This is a genomic window from Chryseobacterium sp. GVT01B (assembly GCF_019970045.1).
Lineage (GTDB): Bacteria > Bacteroidota > Bacteroidia > Flavobacteriales > Weeksellaceae > Chryseobacterium.
Genome location: NZ_JAHXYI010000003.1, coordinates 549,851 through 566,326 on the forward strand (window position 1 = coordinate 549,851; position 16,476 = coordinate 566,326).

12 protein-coding genes are annotated in these 16,476 nt (G+C 35.4%); 5 read left to right on the forward strand and 7 right to left on the reverse strand.

Features of this window, described 5'->3' with window-relative positions; translation table 11 throughout:
- The first annotated feature begins 7 nt into the window (after positions 1-7).
- Both LC457_RS09190 and LC457_RS09195 read left to right on the forward strand, forming a co-directional pair.
- Positions 8-1,165: a MalY/PatB family protein gene (locus tag LC457_RS09190; protein WP_223599574.1), complete on the forward strand. Its 1,158-nt coding sequence runs from the start codon at positions 8-10 to the stop codon at positions 1,163-1,165.
- A 493-nt stretch (positions 1,166-1,658) separates the two neighbouring features.
- Positions 1,659-3,569: an amidohydrolase gene (locus tag LC457_RS09195; protein ID WP_223599575.1), complete on the forward strand. Its 1,911-nt coding sequence runs from the start codon at positions 1,659-1,661 to the stop codon at positions 3,567-3,569.
- A 194-nt stretch (positions 3,570-3,763) separates the two neighbouring features.
- Here LC457_RS09195 and LC457_RS09200 read toward each other — a convergent pair whose 3' ends face one another.
- The 7 genes from LC457_RS09200 to LC457_RS09230 form a co-directional block, all read right to left on the reverse strand.
- Positions 3,764-4,282, reverse strand: coding sequence for an HD domain-containing protein (locus LC457_RS09200; protein ID WP_047378147.1), 519 nt, complete (start codon positions 4,280-4,282; stop codon positions 3,764-3,766).
- Positions 4,279-4,536: a hypothetical protein gene (locus LC457_RS09205; RefSeq protein WP_223599576.1), complete on the reverse strand. Its 258-nt coding sequence runs from the start codon at positions 4,534-4,536 to the stop codon at positions 4,279-4,281. The genes LC457_RS09200 and LC457_RS09205 overlap by 4 nt, the downstream gene beginning before the upstream one ends.
- A gap of 188 nt (positions 4,537-4,724) precedes the next feature.
- Entirely contained in the window at positions 4,725-5,177 is a 453-nt protein-coding gene (locus tag LC457_RS09210) for a hypothetical protein (RefSeq protein ID WP_223599577.1), read from the reverse strand.
- Positions 5,178-5,193: 16 nt separating this feature from the next.
- Positions 5,194-8,346 (reverse strand): peptidoglycan-binding protein, encoded by a 3,153-nt coding sequence (locus tag LC457_RS09215; protein WP_223599578.1) that lies wholly within the window; start codon positions 8,344-8,346, stop codon positions 5,194-5,196.
- A gap of 42 nt (positions 8,347-8,388) precedes the next feature.
- Positions 8,389-9,843, reverse strand: a complete 1,455-nt coding sequence (locus LC457_RS09220; protein WP_223599579.1) for an ATP-binding protein — start codon at positions 9,841-9,843, stop codon at positions 8,389-8,391.
- Between the two features lie 105 nt (positions 9,844-9,948).
- A complete protein-coding gene (locus tag LC457_RS09225; protein ID WP_223599580.1) occupies positions 9,949-11,367 on the reverse strand; it encodes a contractile injection system tape measure protein in 1,419 nt (472 codons plus the stop codon).
- A 48-nt stretch (positions 11,368-11,415) separates the two neighbouring features.
- Positions 11,416-11,736, reverse strand: a complete 321-nt coding sequence (locus LC457_RS09230) for a hypothetical protein (RefSeq protein ID WP_047421505.1) — start codon at positions 11,734-11,736, stop codon at positions 11,416-11,418.
- A 571-nt stretch (positions 11,737-12,307) separates the two neighbouring features.
- Here LC457_RS09230 and LC457_RS09235 point away from each other — a divergent pair.
- From LC457_RS09235 to LC457_RS09245, 3 genes are all read left to right on the forward strand, one after another.
- Entirely contained in the window at positions 12,308-12,892 is a 585-nt protein-coding gene (locus LC457_RS09235) for a DUF4255 domain-containing protein (RefSeq protein ID WP_223599581.1), read from the forward strand.
- Positions 12,893-12,939: 47 nt separating this feature from the next.
- On the forward strand, positions 12,940-14,649 hold the full coding sequence (locus LC457_RS09240; protein ID WP_223599582.1) for a phage tail sheath C-terminal domain-containing protein: 1,710 nt from the start codon (positions 12,940-12,942) through the stop codon (positions 14,647-14,649).
- A 95-nt stretch (positions 14,650-14,744) separates the two neighbouring features.
- Positions 14,745-16,469 carry a phage tail sheath C-terminal domain-containing protein gene (locus LC457_RS09245; protein WP_223599583.1) on the forward strand — a complete coding sequence of 575 codons (1,725 nt, stop codon included), beginning with the start codon at positions 14,745-14,747 and terminating at the stop codon, positions 16,467-16,469.
- Positions 16,470-16,476: the final 7 nt, after the last annotated feature.

A 16,476-nucleotide genomic window follows, 5' to 3' on the forward strand; every position in this document is an offset into this window, starting at 1 on the left:
CTTAAACATGAAGTACAATTTAGACGAAATCATAGAAAGAAGAGGAAGTCATTCTGTAAAATGGGACTGGGCAAAGGCAGATATCTTACCTATGTGGGTTGCTGATATGGATTTTAAAACCGCTCCGGAAGTCATTCAGGCTATCTCTGAAAAGGTTTCTCATGGTGTTTTCGGATATGGAACTATTCCTGAGAATTTTCATCAGTCTGTCATTGATTGGTGGGAAACAAATCATCATTTTACGATAGAAAAAGAGTGGCTTTTGCCTGCAACAGGTGTTCTTCCGTCACTTTCGGCGATCATTCGTACTTTTGTGAAGCCTGATGAAAATATTATTTTGCAGACTCCTGTTTACAATCATTTTTTTACCATTTTAGAAAATTACGGCTGCCATGTTGTTTGTAATGATCTGAAATATGAAGCAGGAAATTACACCATCGATTTTGATGATCTTGAAAAGAAAGCTTCTGATCCGAAAACTAAACTTCTGTTGTTCTGTAATCCGCATAATCCGGTGGGGAAAGTCTGGACAAGAGAAGATCTAGAGAAAGTAGCTGACATTTGTTCACGGAATAACGTGATGGTGGTTTCTGATGAAATTCATTCTGATTTGATTTTTAATAACCGTCAGCATATTCCTTTTGTTTCAATAGCTCAGGATTATGAACTTCAGTCGGTCACGTGTGGTTCGCCGTGTAAGACTTTTAATTTTTCAGGGCTGCCGATATCGTATCTGATCTCCCGGAACAAAAATATATTGGAGCGGACCCGGAAAATGCTGGAACTTCAGGAAAACAGCTATCCTAATCCAATTGCTATGGAAGCTTTGATTGCAGCCTACACAAAAGGACATGAATGGATGGGTGAACTGAAAGACTATCTGTATCAGAATTTCATATTTCTGAAGAGTTTTTGCAGCGAACATCTGCCTGAAATCTATGTTGTCCCTTTGGAAGCAACTTATCTGGTCTGGCTGGATTGCCGTGTATTCGGTAAAACTTCTGATGAATTGTCGAAAATTCTTTTAATGGATGGTAAAGTCTGGCTTAATTCGGGGACGATGTACGGGCAAAATGGGGAAGGTTTTATGAGAATCAATATCGGTTGTCCAAGACAGCTCCTGACCGAAGGACTGGAACGATTGAAAAAAGCTTTGAAGGAATAATGCGGAAAGCCATGAAATGGTAACCGGAATTAATAATATTAAAAATAAGCGTCAATTTTCACGAATTGGCGCTTTATTGTATTTGGATCATCTTGTTATTTGTTTAATGGTGTAGAGCACGAGAATTGTGAGTTGCAGTAGATCATGAAGTGTTAAAAAATACATACAGTAAGTGTGAGTTAAATGAAAATGTGCTGTAAATTAAAATTTTAGACAGAAAAAAATAATCAATATTGAGTGAAAAAAGTGTGTTGAAAGAATATTTTGATTATTTTTATAAAATAAACTAATATATGTAAATAAATGAAAATTATTCACTTATAAATATTTATTTAAATATAATATATTAAAAATACCCATGTTTTGTTTTAATAATATAATAAATCTTATCCACTGTAAGATCGTCTTTCTATGCATTAAAGACAATGTATTATTAAAAATAGATACGGATAGAATTAAACTTTAACCATACACTTAAAACCAAATTATTCTCATGGAAAAACAACACAATCACACACATGGCTGCACCCATTGCTCTTGCCACAATCCCGTTTTAGATGTTCTTAAAGAAGAACTTTTCAGTGCAGAAAATCTGACGAAGATCAATCCCGGTTCCGGAAAAGCGACCCACGAAAAACCACAAACACTGATGGTAAGCGGAGGTACTATTCTGCCAATGATTGGTGGATCCACCGGTACCATTGAAGCCATTGGATTTGCAGATGGAAAGGTCGTTGTAACAGGTACAGCAGCTCAGGTAGAATCTTATATGAATGAAAAGCATTCAGGATTTCAAAGAAAAGAATTAACCGGTACTCAAACCTTACTTCCCGGACTGATTGAGCCCCATGTTCATATGATTCCTACGGCAATGATGACCGGCTGGCTGGATTTGAGCCCTTTTGACGGACAGAATTTAAAAGCGATATATGATTTGACTTCTGTTGGGGCTATCATCAACGGACATATTCCTAAAATTCCGGGAGCGGTTATTTTAGGAAGAGGATTGGATCCGTCATTAATGCCTTTTAAGGAAACTGATGGGAAAAAAGAATTGATAACGATTGATAATGTCATCCTTGATACTATTAATCATGATACTCCTATGATGCTGTTGAGTGCCTCTATGCATACCCTTTATCTGAATACTAAAGCATTAGAGTATGTATTTGATCATAATCCGGATATAAAGAGCGAGTATAAAACTGTTGACAGGTATATCAGTGAAACGAAAGGCCAGCTGCAGGAAGGTTTGCAGATGACCCCGGCATTGAAGACTATAAAACTGCAGATCATTGCGATGAGCATAGAGATCAACCGTTATCTTACGGAACTTTTTCACACGGCCAATTCAAGAGGAGTTACTTTTATGTATGATGCCGGGCTGAATAAGGGCTCGGTAACACTTTTAACCAAATACTTTGAGACTCATCCTGAAGTGGTAAGAACGGGTGGGGCACATCTTTGCTCCAATCAGGAAGATGTAGATAAACTGGATCATTATAAAGAACCGGAACACTATAAACCTGTATATTATGGACATATTAAAGTGGTTTCGGATGGTTCAAACCAGGGATTAACCGGATATCAGAGTGCTCCATACCTGTGCAATCCTGCAGATAATACAGGGGTATTTAATTTTCCGCAGACAGGGATTCCTGCCCATACAATTCCGCCAAGTTATAATACACTGATCAATTCTGTGGTAGCGGTAAAAGGCTGGCCGTTGATGGTTCATGCCAATGGGGATCAGGCGGTAACATTTGCTATCAATGCGTATCAGCGTACTCTGGCTCAATATAAAGGTCCTGAACTTCGTAACCGTATAGAACATTGCTCTCTTCTGACAGCAGATCAGATTACGAATATGCTTCAAATGGGAGTTTCACCAAGTTTTCTTATCGGACACGTAGGGTATTGGGGATATGCTTTTAAGGAAGTGATATTCGGTGAAAAGGCACAAATGCTTGATCTTTGTGGCTCAACGCTTGCTGCAGGAATGAGAATTACCCTTCACAGTGATAATGAGGTGAGCCCGTTAGGTCCTTTGAGAATGATGGAACAATCGATTACCAGAATCATGGAAAAGAATCCAAAGGATATTGAAGTTTTAAACGGTGCTGAACGTCTTACTCCCGAACAGGCCCTGATTGCCGTTACTTATGATGCTGCATGGCAATGCTACGCAGACAAATGGGTAGGATCGCTGGATAATGGGTACTTTGCTGATTTTGTTATATTGGAACAGAACCCTCTTTCCCTAAATACACCTTCATTGCAATATATGAAAATGCGGGATATTCCGGTATTGGAAACCTGGGTAGGTGGTATTCCTGTTTATGTGAATGATAAGAAAGCAAAAGTAGTGACTGAAAAAGATATGCTCTTTTCAGATAACTCATAACTGCTTCTGAAAATAAATAGTTATTGATCAGATAAGAATCAGAGCAGATTATTTCTGCTCTGATTCCTTAACCCAATATAAATTTTATGCTTTGCTTTTAACTCTTTATAATATCTCTTAGCTAAGTATGGTGGCTTTGACTAGCAGCAGTTACAAAAAAATATATCAGGCATTCAATTTCGGATAGAGATTTTTTACAGTAATGTTTTTAAGTAAATTAATAGAGAATTTGCTAATTCTGTGTTCATTTTAGATGATATTATTTGTTGAAATTTTGGTTGTTCTTTTTGATACATTTCATATAAATTCTTATTATTTTGTATCAAACAAAACTCTACATTAGCTATTCTGTCAGCTAATTTTACAATGATACCAGCTTGATTGTGAATCAGTTTGTTATACATGCTGTTTTTTCTTTCTTCTCTATTTTTCCCCTCTCCATCGGTTAAAGAAAACACAATTTCAGTAATTTTCTTTCCAAATTTTTTCTCTAATTCTTCTATTGAAACTGTAGTATCTTCCAGTATATCATGAAGCCATGCGCTTATCAGGATATCAGTGTTTTCTTGATTTGTAGGAAGAATAGAAAATCTCATTAATATACTTACTACATTGCCTAAATGAATTTCATATGGGTATATTCCATAGTGCTGACCATTGTGTTTTTCTATTGCAAATTTTCTAGCATTATACAGCTGGTCTTTATAATTCATCTTACTTCTTTATCTATTATTTTCATGATCTCTTTTGCTCTGATTTCATCTACAAATTCTCCCGGTGTTGGATCCGGATAATAACTTAATGCCGCTTTTTCACTATGCCATTCTCCATTATAGTATTCTTCTCCCTGCAATCCTGTGTCTTTATACATTACCACTCTTAGTAGTGAATAGTGTTCCTTATTATTGATCTTTTCTATTTCAAAGTGATAATATAAAATCTTTTCTATTGTATCTTTTTTATTCATTTTCAAGTAAATTTATATTTTTTGGTGTTTTTATTTTTTATATTCTGCAGGCTGTTTAGCGGTTTGTTTGAAATAAAGCTCTCCGAAGTCGGGAGACTTCGGAGAGCTCGTTAGCTCATTTTTGAGCTAACCTTGATACAATTTATTGATAATATTAACAATAGAATAACTTGTTTGTACTACTATAATTAATCTATTTTTTGGGCATTACCCTTGATTATAACATTATTTTCTTTTTGATTTAGATACAAAACTTCCCTTATTACCCAACGTTTATTATCAAAGTTACTTTTCTGACTAAAATACACATTCAAAATTTGTGATATAAAAAAAGTATTCAGATAGCTCATTTTTTCTTTCATTCCAATTTTTGTGTCATTCAAAATATCTTCATAAGAAGGATATTCGGTAAGATTTTCAAATAATTCTAAGGCATAGTTTTCACCGGTTTGTTTATCATCTTCTATTAATTCATTCAACAATTCTTCATACTTGGGTTGCATTATTTTATTGAAAGTATCTAGCTCAATATTTATATCAAATTGATATATTTCTTTGTTTTCAATATATTTTTCATAGTAATGTTCATCATAGAATAAATGTTGAGAATTCGTTTCTTGATTATTAATGTATACTTGCATCTTATTTATCTTTAATTTAATTTAATTTAATATTTGTTTGGTTTCCATTTATATCTATTTTAAAAATATTTCCGTCTGGTTCAACTGTAATAGATCCTGATGGACCATATGCTTCACCTGCTTTTGCATCTTCTGCTGATCTGACACCAGATCTCTGAAAAAAATCTTCAGGAGTTGTAATTCTTTCAATACTTTTTGTTTCATTACCTGGAATTATTTTAGTCGTTTCCATTTTTAACCATCCTTCAATTTTTCCGGCATCAAAAATAGCATTATTTGATTTTATTATTTTTCCTGCTTGAGAGCTTGTCAATTGACCAAATCCAACATCTAAATCACTTGTTAGAGTATAATTACCTCTTATTCTACTACCACCAAATATAACAGAAGAGTTTCTAGAAAATGCCTGTTTTAAGATAAATGTTGCTTGATCTTTTGAGAGACCAGGTATTATTTGAGATAACTTATCTGATGCTTCAGTAATTATTTGTTCTGTTGTCTTAATTGAAGAGGGAATAGAAATATCTTCTTCCTCAATCTTGCTCTCTCTGGAATTTGTTTCCTTTTCTTTAGGTGATTTTGATTCATCTAAATTAGTATTTTTGACCGGTTTTTCACCTTTAATTTTTTCAGTTTCTTCTAGCAAACTTTTCACCTTTACAAGGTCATTATCTGCCATTGCTTTTTCAAGTTCAATAACCAGCTTGTCATCTTTAGCTAAAGTTTTTGCCTTTTCAAAGGTATTTTTAACCACAAGCAATTGCTCAGGGGTTAATCCTGTATTACTTATGAGCTTGGTTAGCTTAAGTTCGGCTACAAAACTATCAAATGTAACAATTCCTTTCCGAATAGCAAATACTGCTCTGGCTAATAATTCGCCTGTTTGTGCCAAACCTGGTATTGTTGCATAAGTAAGTTGTTTTGCCTTTACAAAGCCAGCCAGTATTTTTTGCTGTTGGGCTTGTATTTTAGCCTGTTTAATAATATTTTCCCTTACTTTTCTTTCAAGACCATCGATTTTAAGTAGATCACTTTCTAAAGTGGCTAATGCTTTTGTAGCATCGTCGGTATCATTAAATGCTTTGGCCGCTGCAGAAATAGGTTTAGCTGATCTCAGTATTTTTGCTAATGATCCTGCATCTAACGCAGCACCCGCAATGGCGAGTACCAGCCAAGCCAAACTTGGATCGTTACCTTGCAGCACCTGTCCGACTTGTATTGAGGCATCATATAGACTTTGGTTTAAGTTATAGTCATGAATCTCCTGTTTTACATAATATGTACTAATCGCTAAAGTACCTCCGCTGGCTAAAATAGCTAATAAAAATGGAGTAGCTTGCCCTAAGGATACAATGGAAAGAATGATACCTCCGGCTATAAGAATAATATTTTTTATAAGTTCATATTTCGCTTCTTGCCGGACTTTATCCTGTATAATTTTTACAGCATTTTTATTGCTGGAAATACCCGCTTGTTGTATAGAAATAGGAATAAGTTCTCCTAAATCCCAAATGAAATCTATATCCTCATCTATTATATTTTCTTCAGCTTCATTTATTTTTTCCAACTGTGTTATAATACTGTTTTTTAAAGCAGTTATAATTTGTTCATCGGTTTTGAAATCAAAATTTTCCCAATCAGGGGCCCATTCTTGCTTTTCGGCTTTCAGTCCTTTATTGTTAAAATCATCACCTATTGATAAAATTGGAATAGCTCTGTAGATTTCATTTCTGGCAGAGTATTTTCTTTCAATTCCTGATGCTTTATTTATTTTTTGATCATGAATATCTGTTGCATAAGGATCCCTGCCAACAGCATCGTAGGCTTCTTGATATAGCTTTTGCTGCTCTTTAAAACTAGGCAGACTAGCTTGTATGGCAGCCATTTGTTTTTTATAAGCTTCTATACCGGTTTTAAGTTCCTGTAATTTATTTTTATGTTCTCCATATGGCAACCAAATACCATGTCTCTCTGCCTCTGTTAGAATTAATTTCCTGTTAATTTGAAGCATATAAAGAGCCATTTCTTTTCCGAATTTTTCAAACTCCTCAATTAATATGTCTTGTGCTTCGCTATTTTTAGGGGTTTTCTCTAAAATCGCAGCTGCTTTTTTACCTTTTGGAGATAGTTCGGGTGCTTTTAATGATTTTAGTTTGTTTTTTAGTGCTATATATTCACTATCCTCTGTAATTTTACTGTATTCGTTGGTTAAAAATTTGTTAAGTTCTTCTCTGTTAATTTCCTTTTCATCTTTTTTATCTTTATTATTGTCTACAATTCCTAATAATTTCAGTTTTAAAGCTTCTCTGGCAGCTTCGTTTTTTGGTGCTTCAAAGAAAAGATTATCCAGATATTTCTCAAGAGGTACATTTACATTTGTTGGTGTTCCTGCTTTGATCTCTCCTGCAAAGTTTATTCTACCGTCTTCACCCCAGTGTTCGGCTACTTTTATTGCATTCTCTTTACTGCCACCATATACAGCCTGATAATAAATAGCGTATCCTTCAATTGTATTTCCTTTTGGGATTTTTGTAGTGGGAATGAAGCTGACAATTAAGCAATAATCATCTGCATGTTCAGGGTTACATTTTTTTAATTTTATAGGATCTTTGCCTGTTTGGAAAAATGATTGAAAAAGTTCTTGACTTTCAAGCTTAGATTCTAAACGAGATGCAGGTTCAGATATTCCTTTATTTCTTTTGTCGGATTCTGTTTTTTTATTTGATAATGCGGCTTTTCTGATAGTTTCCCTTTCTTCTGAATTTTTTGTTACCTCATTCATTTTCAACAAAGTTTCCTTATCAAAGATTCCAGAGCCTGTAATCCCATTCTGTTGTTGGAAATTGATGAGTGCAATCCTTGTTTTATCACCAAAATAGGTTTTGTTCCCGGATACTGTATGCCCTAATTTATCAAGTGCATTATTAAGTGCTGCTACATGCTGTCCTTTGTTAAACAATTGAATGACAGATCCGCTTTTTTCTACTTTACTGAATGCTCTGCTTCTGAAAGGGACGTATGTTATTTGGGTAACTTCTGTTTTTGCGAGAGATATTTTGCTGTCCTGATCGGTGATTTGCTCAGACTTTTCTTTATCCTCTTTATTATTGTTTTTTTGCTTATCGGCCCTGCCGGCCCTGGGCGCAAATGTTTTCTTAAGTCTGCTCATGGTATTGGTTATTAGATAAGTTCATTATAGTGTGCTAAGGGTTTATTCTGATTTTGGTACAAATGGGCTGAGACGGGATTGATTTTTTCCAAAAGCCTTTTCATTTTCTATCATTAGATAAGTGCTTATTAATGAATAGGTAATATAGATTTCATTACGGTCATGTAATGCCATCGCTACATTTTTCATAATGTTTCGGATATTAGCACCGGTATAAGCGTACTCTTTAGTTAAATGTTGTAAAAGTTCCTCACTTTCAAAAGTTATATTTTGAGGTAAATAATGCTCCCAAAGGGCTTTTCTTGTAGTTTCTGTCGGTCGTATTACATTGACAGAGACATCGATACGGCGCTTGAAAGCATCATCCATATTGTTTTCAAAATTGGAAGCAAGAATTGTTAATCCGTCAAATTTTTCAATTCGCTGCAATAAATACGAAACTTCCTGGTTGGCGTAGCGGTCATGAGCATCTTTTACATCAGAACGTTTTCCAAATAAAGCATCAGCTTCGTCAAAAAACAACATACAGTTTTTACCCTGCAGCCTGTTGAATAGCACTTCAAGATTTTTCTCAGTTTCACCAATATATTTGCTCACCACTTGTGAAAGATCTACGTGATACATATCAATCCCATATGCATTGGCAAGAATTCCGGCCAGCATTGTTTTTCCCGTTCCCGGTGTACCATAGAATAAAGCAATGAAACCTGGTTTAAAGCTATGTTCACTGGTTTTGAAAAAGCCGTTTTCCAATGCTTTTATATAATGCCCAATGGGTTTTATCTGTTCCCTCACATTATCTTCCAAAATAATATCGTTCATGGTGAGATCAGATTTGTAAAGCCTGCCGGGAAAGTAAGAACCATGATCTAGTTGTGGCTTTTGACCCGATAAAAAATAATTGAGATAAGCCGTATCCAATTCAATCTTCCCATGAATAAATTCTGTTGAAGAACGGTTGTAAATAATGTCATTTTTCAATAGGACACTGCCATTGATGAATTGTGCACCATATTCTGACCACAGTGATAGATCTTTACCTGCCAGCAAAAAAAGTGCGGTTTGAAAAGTGGGTTTAAAGCTGCGGCTAATTTTATCATACTCACCACCCGCTTCAATAGCAAATGCATTACTGCTTTCTTCTATCTGCACAAATGTTTTCAGGACGGACGGATAATGAGCCGAAGCAATCCCCAGTGCTAAGATTATTCTGTCTACAACGGTAAGCTGATGGATGTTTACTGTAACCGAATAAGGAGATTGATCGTCTGATTTTGGAGGTTCAGGTATTTCATAACCAATATTTAATTCTGTCTCATCTTCAAGAAATAATTCTTTGCATCGCTTTTCAATAAGGGATTGTAACCATTTCATTTCTTCATTTAAAGAATGATGATTTACAGTATTGGCTTGAAACAAGGGATTGACTATTTCTGCTTTTTCATTAATTTTTGTTTTTATTAATGATGGTTCTTCATGATTAATAGGAGATTTCATAAGCTTATTTTGAATTAATAGGGTTGCAATCGGGGTATTGCTCATGTAAAATCAGCAACTTTAGAGATTGGAAAGTTTCAGAATATTAGAAAATGTAACCTGTTATTACCAGTTTACAAATATGAATTTTTTATGCCACGGGAGCTTTACGAGACCAATTCCCCATGAGAGCTTTTCAAGAAGAATATCTTGTGTTTTTCGTTCTACAGTAAGCGTGTAATCAGCGTCAGTAATAACTAATTTCCCTGGCCGCTGGAAGAACTCGTTCTGTAATAATGCGGCAGATGATTTTTTCATGGGAGCCCAGTTATGCTGTACACTTTCTATAACATTTTTAGCCTGCGTTTTATGCTTACGTGAAAGCTTAATATGCCTGTTAATCGGTTGATGCATCGGAATATTACACAGGAATTTTTCAAAAATCATGTCGTATTCAGGAGCATTTGTTTTTCCGGTAGTGATATAATGCAATAGATGGGCACATAATTCAGGATTTGTGAGCTGCTGGGTTTTGGGATCAATAAGTTCACAATGTTCAAACAGGGTTCTGATAAATGGATGGATCAAAATAAGCCCTGCATTCTGAATATATTGTCCCTCATCCTGGATTACACTTTCCTGGATGGATTCTATTACAGTTTTCACATGTTCAGGTTGATCTGCTGTATTCGTTTTGAGACTTTCTGAAATTTCATTTTCTGAAATAAAAGGGAATATCTTAACTAGTGTTTTCCTGTTTTGATGATTGCTTTTTGTTGTTGATAAGCTAATCTGTTTTTTTGTTGAAATTTCTTGTAAAAGATACTCCCTGAGATGGTTATTAGATGTATTCAAATACTCCGATATTACATTGAATACCAAACGCCATATTGCAATTCTATCTGTATGATTCAGTTTCGACAGATAACGTATTGTATCAGTCTCCAGGTTAATGTTCAACTCTTTGTTTTTCAAAATCGCCAGACACAACTGTGCAATGTGTTCATCGGAAAGCTGATTGATTATTCGATTTCGGACATTTTCTTTTGATAAAGCAGGCAAAATGCTTTTTTGAAAGCTTCCGGCCGAAATAATGCGGTCAAAAACCGTTGATTCCAAAAAAGCCATGCTATTGCTCTGTGAATTCCACCAAGGCATAGTTCCTTTTTCTAAAAAATGGAGGAAAGCCTTGATGATCTTTTCCTGATCATCTATCAGATAGACTTTAGCATCATTTTCTGTTTCCTGAGAGGACGTTTCAAGGGGCTTGGTAATTTCTGCCAGTTCTTCTTTAAAAAGTTCAGCTATTTTATCTTTTAACTCAATATTTAATGCACTGCTTTTTACATCCACATTTAATTCTAAACGAGGAATCTGCAGGGTATGACCGGCTAATTTATATTCTAAAGCTTTGATATGATTTTCAATTTCCGGAAAAACATCAATAGACAAAAAGCTATTAATATCATCTTTTATACTCAATGCTTTTGCTTTGTTGTTTACGGTGATTTCAACAAAAATTTTCTGAATGATATGATCTTGCATCACATTAAATAAGTTTATATTATAAAATATCGGGAATCGTCAAATGTTTTATTTTTGGTCGAATTCTCCACCCCAAAAACCTGCAGGGCAAAGACTAAATCTGGATCTCTGCTTAGCACTCAATCTGCATCCGCAGCCTCTGATAAATCCATCTTTTGGACCGTCTACCACTTCCAGTGTATCTGGATTAAGCCATTTCATCGCGTTGCAGTTGTTGCCGTTTTTTAAAGGACATGCATTACAGATTTCTTCTCTTAAAGAGAAAATAGCTTCTTCATTTTGATTGGCTGCACCCAGTTTTGAGCGTAGTTCGTTAAAATGGCCTTCAATGATTTCATTGCGCTTGCTGAAAAGATTTTTAATATTCATATGATTAAAGTTTTTAAAATTATTGGGTCAAAATTAGAAAGAAGAGATACTATTTTGCGAATGATAAGGCCGCTCTATTCTGTCTTTGCAGTAAAAGACAAAAATCATTTCCTGATGATGCAGGTTTGCAGTTTTTAGAAATTGCCGGTACAAAAAAACTTGGTACTTCTAATCAAAAAGCATATTGTTTTTTAGAGACTGATACTTTGGACAATCAATTTTAGTATTTGATTATTTACAATTCAGAAAATCTGGTATAACTAAAAATGATCATTTAATGAATGGACAATTTTATGTTGAAATATGATAGTTTTTAAAAACAGAATGATACTCAATTGGCAGGCGAAAATTAAGTCATAATTCGACAAGGGAAATCTAAGGACTAAAATTTAATTTTTCAATATTGTTTTTAATGTGCTTGTTTTCAACTGTATATCTGTGTTGTTTTTGATTTTTTTCTATAAGAATGAAAATCCTATTTACTGCAAAGACTGTATTGAGGCCTCAAAATATTTGTCTTTTGAGGGGGCGTGATTGTATGTTTGCACCATAATAATTAAGAACAGAAATTATGATTAATAAAGTATTAACAGTTTTAAAAAATCAGCTAAATGCTCCGGATGGTTTATGGGATCCTAACGTTCCTGGCGAAATCGAAATTGCTGTTGTTGATGACATTGCAAAACAGGATGAGAACGCTGAAGGAATTAATAACAAAGTAGTAATCAGTCTGCTCAATATTGAGGAAGAATCGACATTGAAAAACAGATCAAGGTATCAGCAGGTTGTGGTAGAAAACAATCCCGTCCGATATGATAAAGAAAGTACTCCGGCTTACTTAAACTTATATGTGATGATTGCTGCCAACAGAAGTACATACAGCAAATCTTTACTGAGTATTTCAAAAGTTATTGAGGTATTTCAGACAAAAAATGTTCTGGAATATGTGGATACTAAACCGGAAAATAACTTCAGTTTCAGAATCGAACTGCACTCCATTCCGTTTGAACAGCTAAGTTACGTCTGGGGATTATTAGGCGGAAAAATAATGCCTTCTGCTTTATATAAAATCAGTGTGATAAAAATTGCGGCTAAGGATGTGGTTCCTGTTACATTAATTAATGATGTTAATATACAAAGTATTAAAGTTGATTAATCATAAAAGCAAAAACTAAAAACTAATAACCCTTTAAATTTTTAAACATGTTAAATCCAGCAACACCAGGTGTTTCTGTTGAAGAAATTACAAAACTTCCATACTCAGTTGCCTACATAGACACAGCTATGCCAGCGTTTATTGGGTATACTGAACTACTTCCTGCCGGGTATAATGAGCCCTTCAGAATCAGTTCTCTTTTAGAATATGAACAATATTTCGGAAAAGCAAAAAAGGAAAATATCCAGCTAAAAGATGTAGAAGGCCAGGGAGCAACTATTATAGCACCTCAGGTACAGTTTTTAATGTATTATTCACTGCAAATGTATTTTGCCAATGGCGGCGGACCGTGTTATATCATCTCCGTAGGGGATTATACCTCAGCAGAAGTACAATTATCCTCATTGGAAGCAGGACTCAATAAAATTGATCATAAAAATATTACAGAACCGATTCTTATTATTTTCCCTGATGCTATTTCGCTAACCAATGAATCTGAGTTTTATAACATTTATAATCAGGCCATTGATAAAGCAAAAGATGAGACGAAAAACAGATTTGTTATACTGGACACTTACTACGGTAATTCTGTCACCAAATCAAACAATCTTACCACTATTGAAGCTTTTAGAAATAATATAAGCACAACCAATCATGGAGCAGCTTACTTCCCTCACTTAAAAACTATTTTGAATTATACTTTTGATGAAACTCAAACTCCTATAATACATACTGGTTTACAAAAGCCTGGACAAGACAGTACTCTTTTTTATGCAGGTGAGACCGCTGCTTTAGATGAATTAAAAAGTCTGGCAAGTGCTGAAATCTCAACCGGATCTGCCGATGCTTACGTCCTTGCTGATTTATTAGATCAGGCTATTGCGATAGCAGAAGAAGTGAATGACAATGCTGATGCAGGTGACAAAAAGAATGCTTTAACAGTTGCCGTTTCTGAAGCAAAGATTGTGTTGGAAGTCATTTATGACGGAACAATAGATGATTTTATGATCCCTGATGATTCGGATGAAAATGCACCTGATTTCACTGGAGAGTTTACTGCATTAAAAACTGCAATTCTCGAAGTAAAAGATGAAAAAGGAGATGCAGACGGAATTACGCTTAAAAATTTGGAATTCTCTAATTCTGCATTATATAATCAGGTAAAAAAAGAAATACAGTCGTTAAAAGTTGTTTTACCGCCATCATCAGCCATAGCAGGGGCATACGGTAGGGTAGACAGTGTAAGAGGTGTGTGGAAAGCTCCGGCAAATGTGAATATCAGCAATGTGCTTGTTCCGACAGAAAAAATTTCCGATCAGGAACAGGCTGCTTTAAACATAGATCCTTTCGGGAAATCAATCAATGCAATCAGAACTTTTACAGGAAAAGGAACTTTGATCTGGGGAGCCAGAACTCTTGAAGGGAAAGATAAAAATAGTGAAGGGAAAGATAATGAATGGAAGTATGTACATGTACGTCGCTATCATAATATGATCAGACAAGCGATAACAGAAGCACTCGACAGGTTTATTAATGAGCCTAATATTCCCCACACATGGCTACGTGCAAAAACAATGTTGGAAAACTTTCTTAATCAGCAATGGATGGAAGGTGCATTGGCAGGCAGTACTCCGAAAGAAGCTTACGAAGTAACAGTTAAGGGAGTAGAAGGCACTACTATTATGAATGTTGATCTTAAAATAGCATTAGTGCGTCCTGCAGAGTTTATTGTACTCAAGTTCTCACACAAATTGTAACAATTCTAAACCATACAATCAATAAATCAATCACGAATAAATACCCGAAGTTCTACTTCGAGGAATAATTAATATTAACGTAAAATTTTTTAAAAATGAATTACAAAACCCCTGGAGTTTACGTGGAGGAACAAGGAAAATTTCCGCCTTCCGTAGCGCAAGTTGAAACGGCTATCCCTGCTTTTATTGGATATACAGCGGATGGACCGAAAAATAAACCAACGAGAATTGCTTCGATGTTGGAGTATGAACAACTTTTTGGAAAAGCAAATCCGGAAATCTTCGCTGTAGCTTTCAAAGATGGTGCTGTCACAGCAACACAACCTAAAATAAGCGACTTTAAAATGTATTATGCTATGCAGATGTATTTTGCCAATGGTGGTGGGGCTTGCTATATTGTTTCGGTAGGAGGTTACAATGATCAGGTAACCGTTGGAACTTCTACAACAGAAGCCGGAACTTTATTATATGGTCTTGAATTACTAAAAAAAGAAGACGAACCTACTCTTATCGTTTTCCCGGATCTTCAAGGTTTGGTTGCCACTGCTGCTGAAGTTATTGCGGCAGACGATGCTTTTCAAGCTTCCATGGATAATAGAAATGTAGCTGTTGCTGCTGAAGCTGCTGCTAAAGCCGTTTCAAACGCTGTTGACGGTGCTAGTGTAGCTGCTGCTGTAGCTGCTGCGGTCGCTAAAGCTGCTGATTATGAAGTTACCAATCCTGGAAATCTTAGCGAAGTTGCTGCTGTTAAGGCTGCTCAGGATGTTGTAGCCGCTGCTAAAGCTGCTGCTGCTATTGCCAATGCTACTGTTGTTACTGTTAAAGCTGCTGCTAAAGTTGTTGCAGATGCTTATAATGAAGATCTTGCTACTATTAACATTATTTCTGGTCTTGCTTCTGAAAATGCTGATAATGTTTCTGATGCTAACATAGATTCTTTTATTACTGAGGCCTATTCTGCATACAATAGTGCTTTGAATCAGGCGGAATCTATGAAAGACAGATTCGTTATCATGGATGTTCTTGGAAATGATACTATTTTTAGAAAAGAAGTAAAAGCTAAGGGCTTAAATTATGGAGCAGCTTATTATCCAAAATTAAAAACGGTTTTGAGTTATGATTTTAATGAAGCTAATGTTTTAGTTATGGGCGCTGCTGGTATTAAAAATTTAGCAGAATTGAAATTAAAAAATTCAGAATTATATAATCAGGCTAAAACAGCAATTGAGTCTCAACAGGTAGTACTAGCTCCATCATCAGCAATGGCAGGAGTGTATGCCAAAGTAGACAGTACTTCCGGAGTATGGAAATCACCAGCTAATTTGGGACTTAGCCTGGTAGATGTACCGGCAGTAAAAATCTCCAATAAAGAACAGGAGCTTCTTAATGTAGATGCGGTAGCAGGAAAATCAATCAACGCGATCAGAACTTTTGCAGGAAAAGGAACCTTAGTTTGGGGTGCAAGAACATTAGACGGAAACAGTAACGAATGGAGATATATATCTGTACGTCGTTTCTTCAATATGGTAGAAGAATCTGTGAAGAAAGCAACAGAACGTTTCGTTTTTGAACCGAATACTGCTAATACATGGACTCGTGTACAGGCAATGATCGAAAATTATCTTGACCAGCAGTGGAGAGACGGTGCATTAGCAGGAAGCAAGCCGGAAGAAGCTTATTACGTAAGCGTTGGTTTGCACAAAACAATGTCGGCTCAGGATATTTTAGAAGGAAGAATGAATATTGAGATCGGTATGGCCGCAGTACGTCCTGCTGAATTTATCGTACTTAATTTTTCACACAAATTACAGGAAGCATAAAATCAAT

Coding starts and splice junctions, on each gene's coding strand:
- LC457_RS09230 (WP_047421505.1), bottom strand. CDS start 11,736: ATGAATATTAAAAATCTTTTCAGCAAGCGCAATGAAATCATTGAAGGC.
- LC457_RS09245 (WP_223599583.1), top strand. CDS start 14,745: ATGAATTACAAAACCCCTGGAGTTTACGTGGAGGAACAAGGAAAATTT.
- LC457_RS09190 (WP_223599574.1), top strand. CDS start 8: ATGAAGTACAATTTAGACGAAATCATAGAAAGAAGAGGAAGTCATTCT.
- LC457_RS09220 (WP_223599579.1), bottom strand. CDS start 9,843: ATGAAATCTCCTATTAATCATGAAGAACCATCATTAATAAAAACAAAA.
- LC457_RS09225 (WP_223599580.1), bottom strand. CDS start 11,367: ATGCAAGATCATATCATTCAGAAAATTTTTGTTGAAATCACCGTAAAC.
- LC457_RS09215 (WP_223599578.1), bottom strand. CDS start 8,346: ATGAGCAGACTTAAGAAAACATTTGCGCCCAGGGCCGGCAGGGCCGAT.
- LC457_RS09195 (WP_223599575.1), top strand. CDS start 1,659: ATGGAAAAACAACACAATCACACACATGGCTGCACCCATTGCTCTTGC.
- LC457_RS09200 (WP_047378147.1), bottom strand. CDS start 4,282: ATGAATTATAAAGACCAGCTGTATAATGCTAGAAAATTTGCAATAGAA.
- LC457_RS09205 (WP_223599576.1), bottom strand. CDS start 4,536: ATGAATAAAAAAGATACAATAGAAAAGATTTTATATTATCACTTTGAA.
- LC457_RS09210 (WP_223599577.1), bottom strand. CDS start 5,177: ATGCAAGTATACATTAATAATCAAGAAACGAATTCTCAACATTTATTC.
- LC457_RS09235 (WP_223599581.1), top strand. CDS start 12,308: ATGATTAATAAAGTATTAACAGTTTTAAAAAATCAGCTAAATGCTCCG.
- LC457_RS09240 (WP_223599582.1), top strand. CDS start 12,940: ATGTTAAATCCAGCAACACCAGGTGTTTCTGTTGAAGAAATTACAAAA.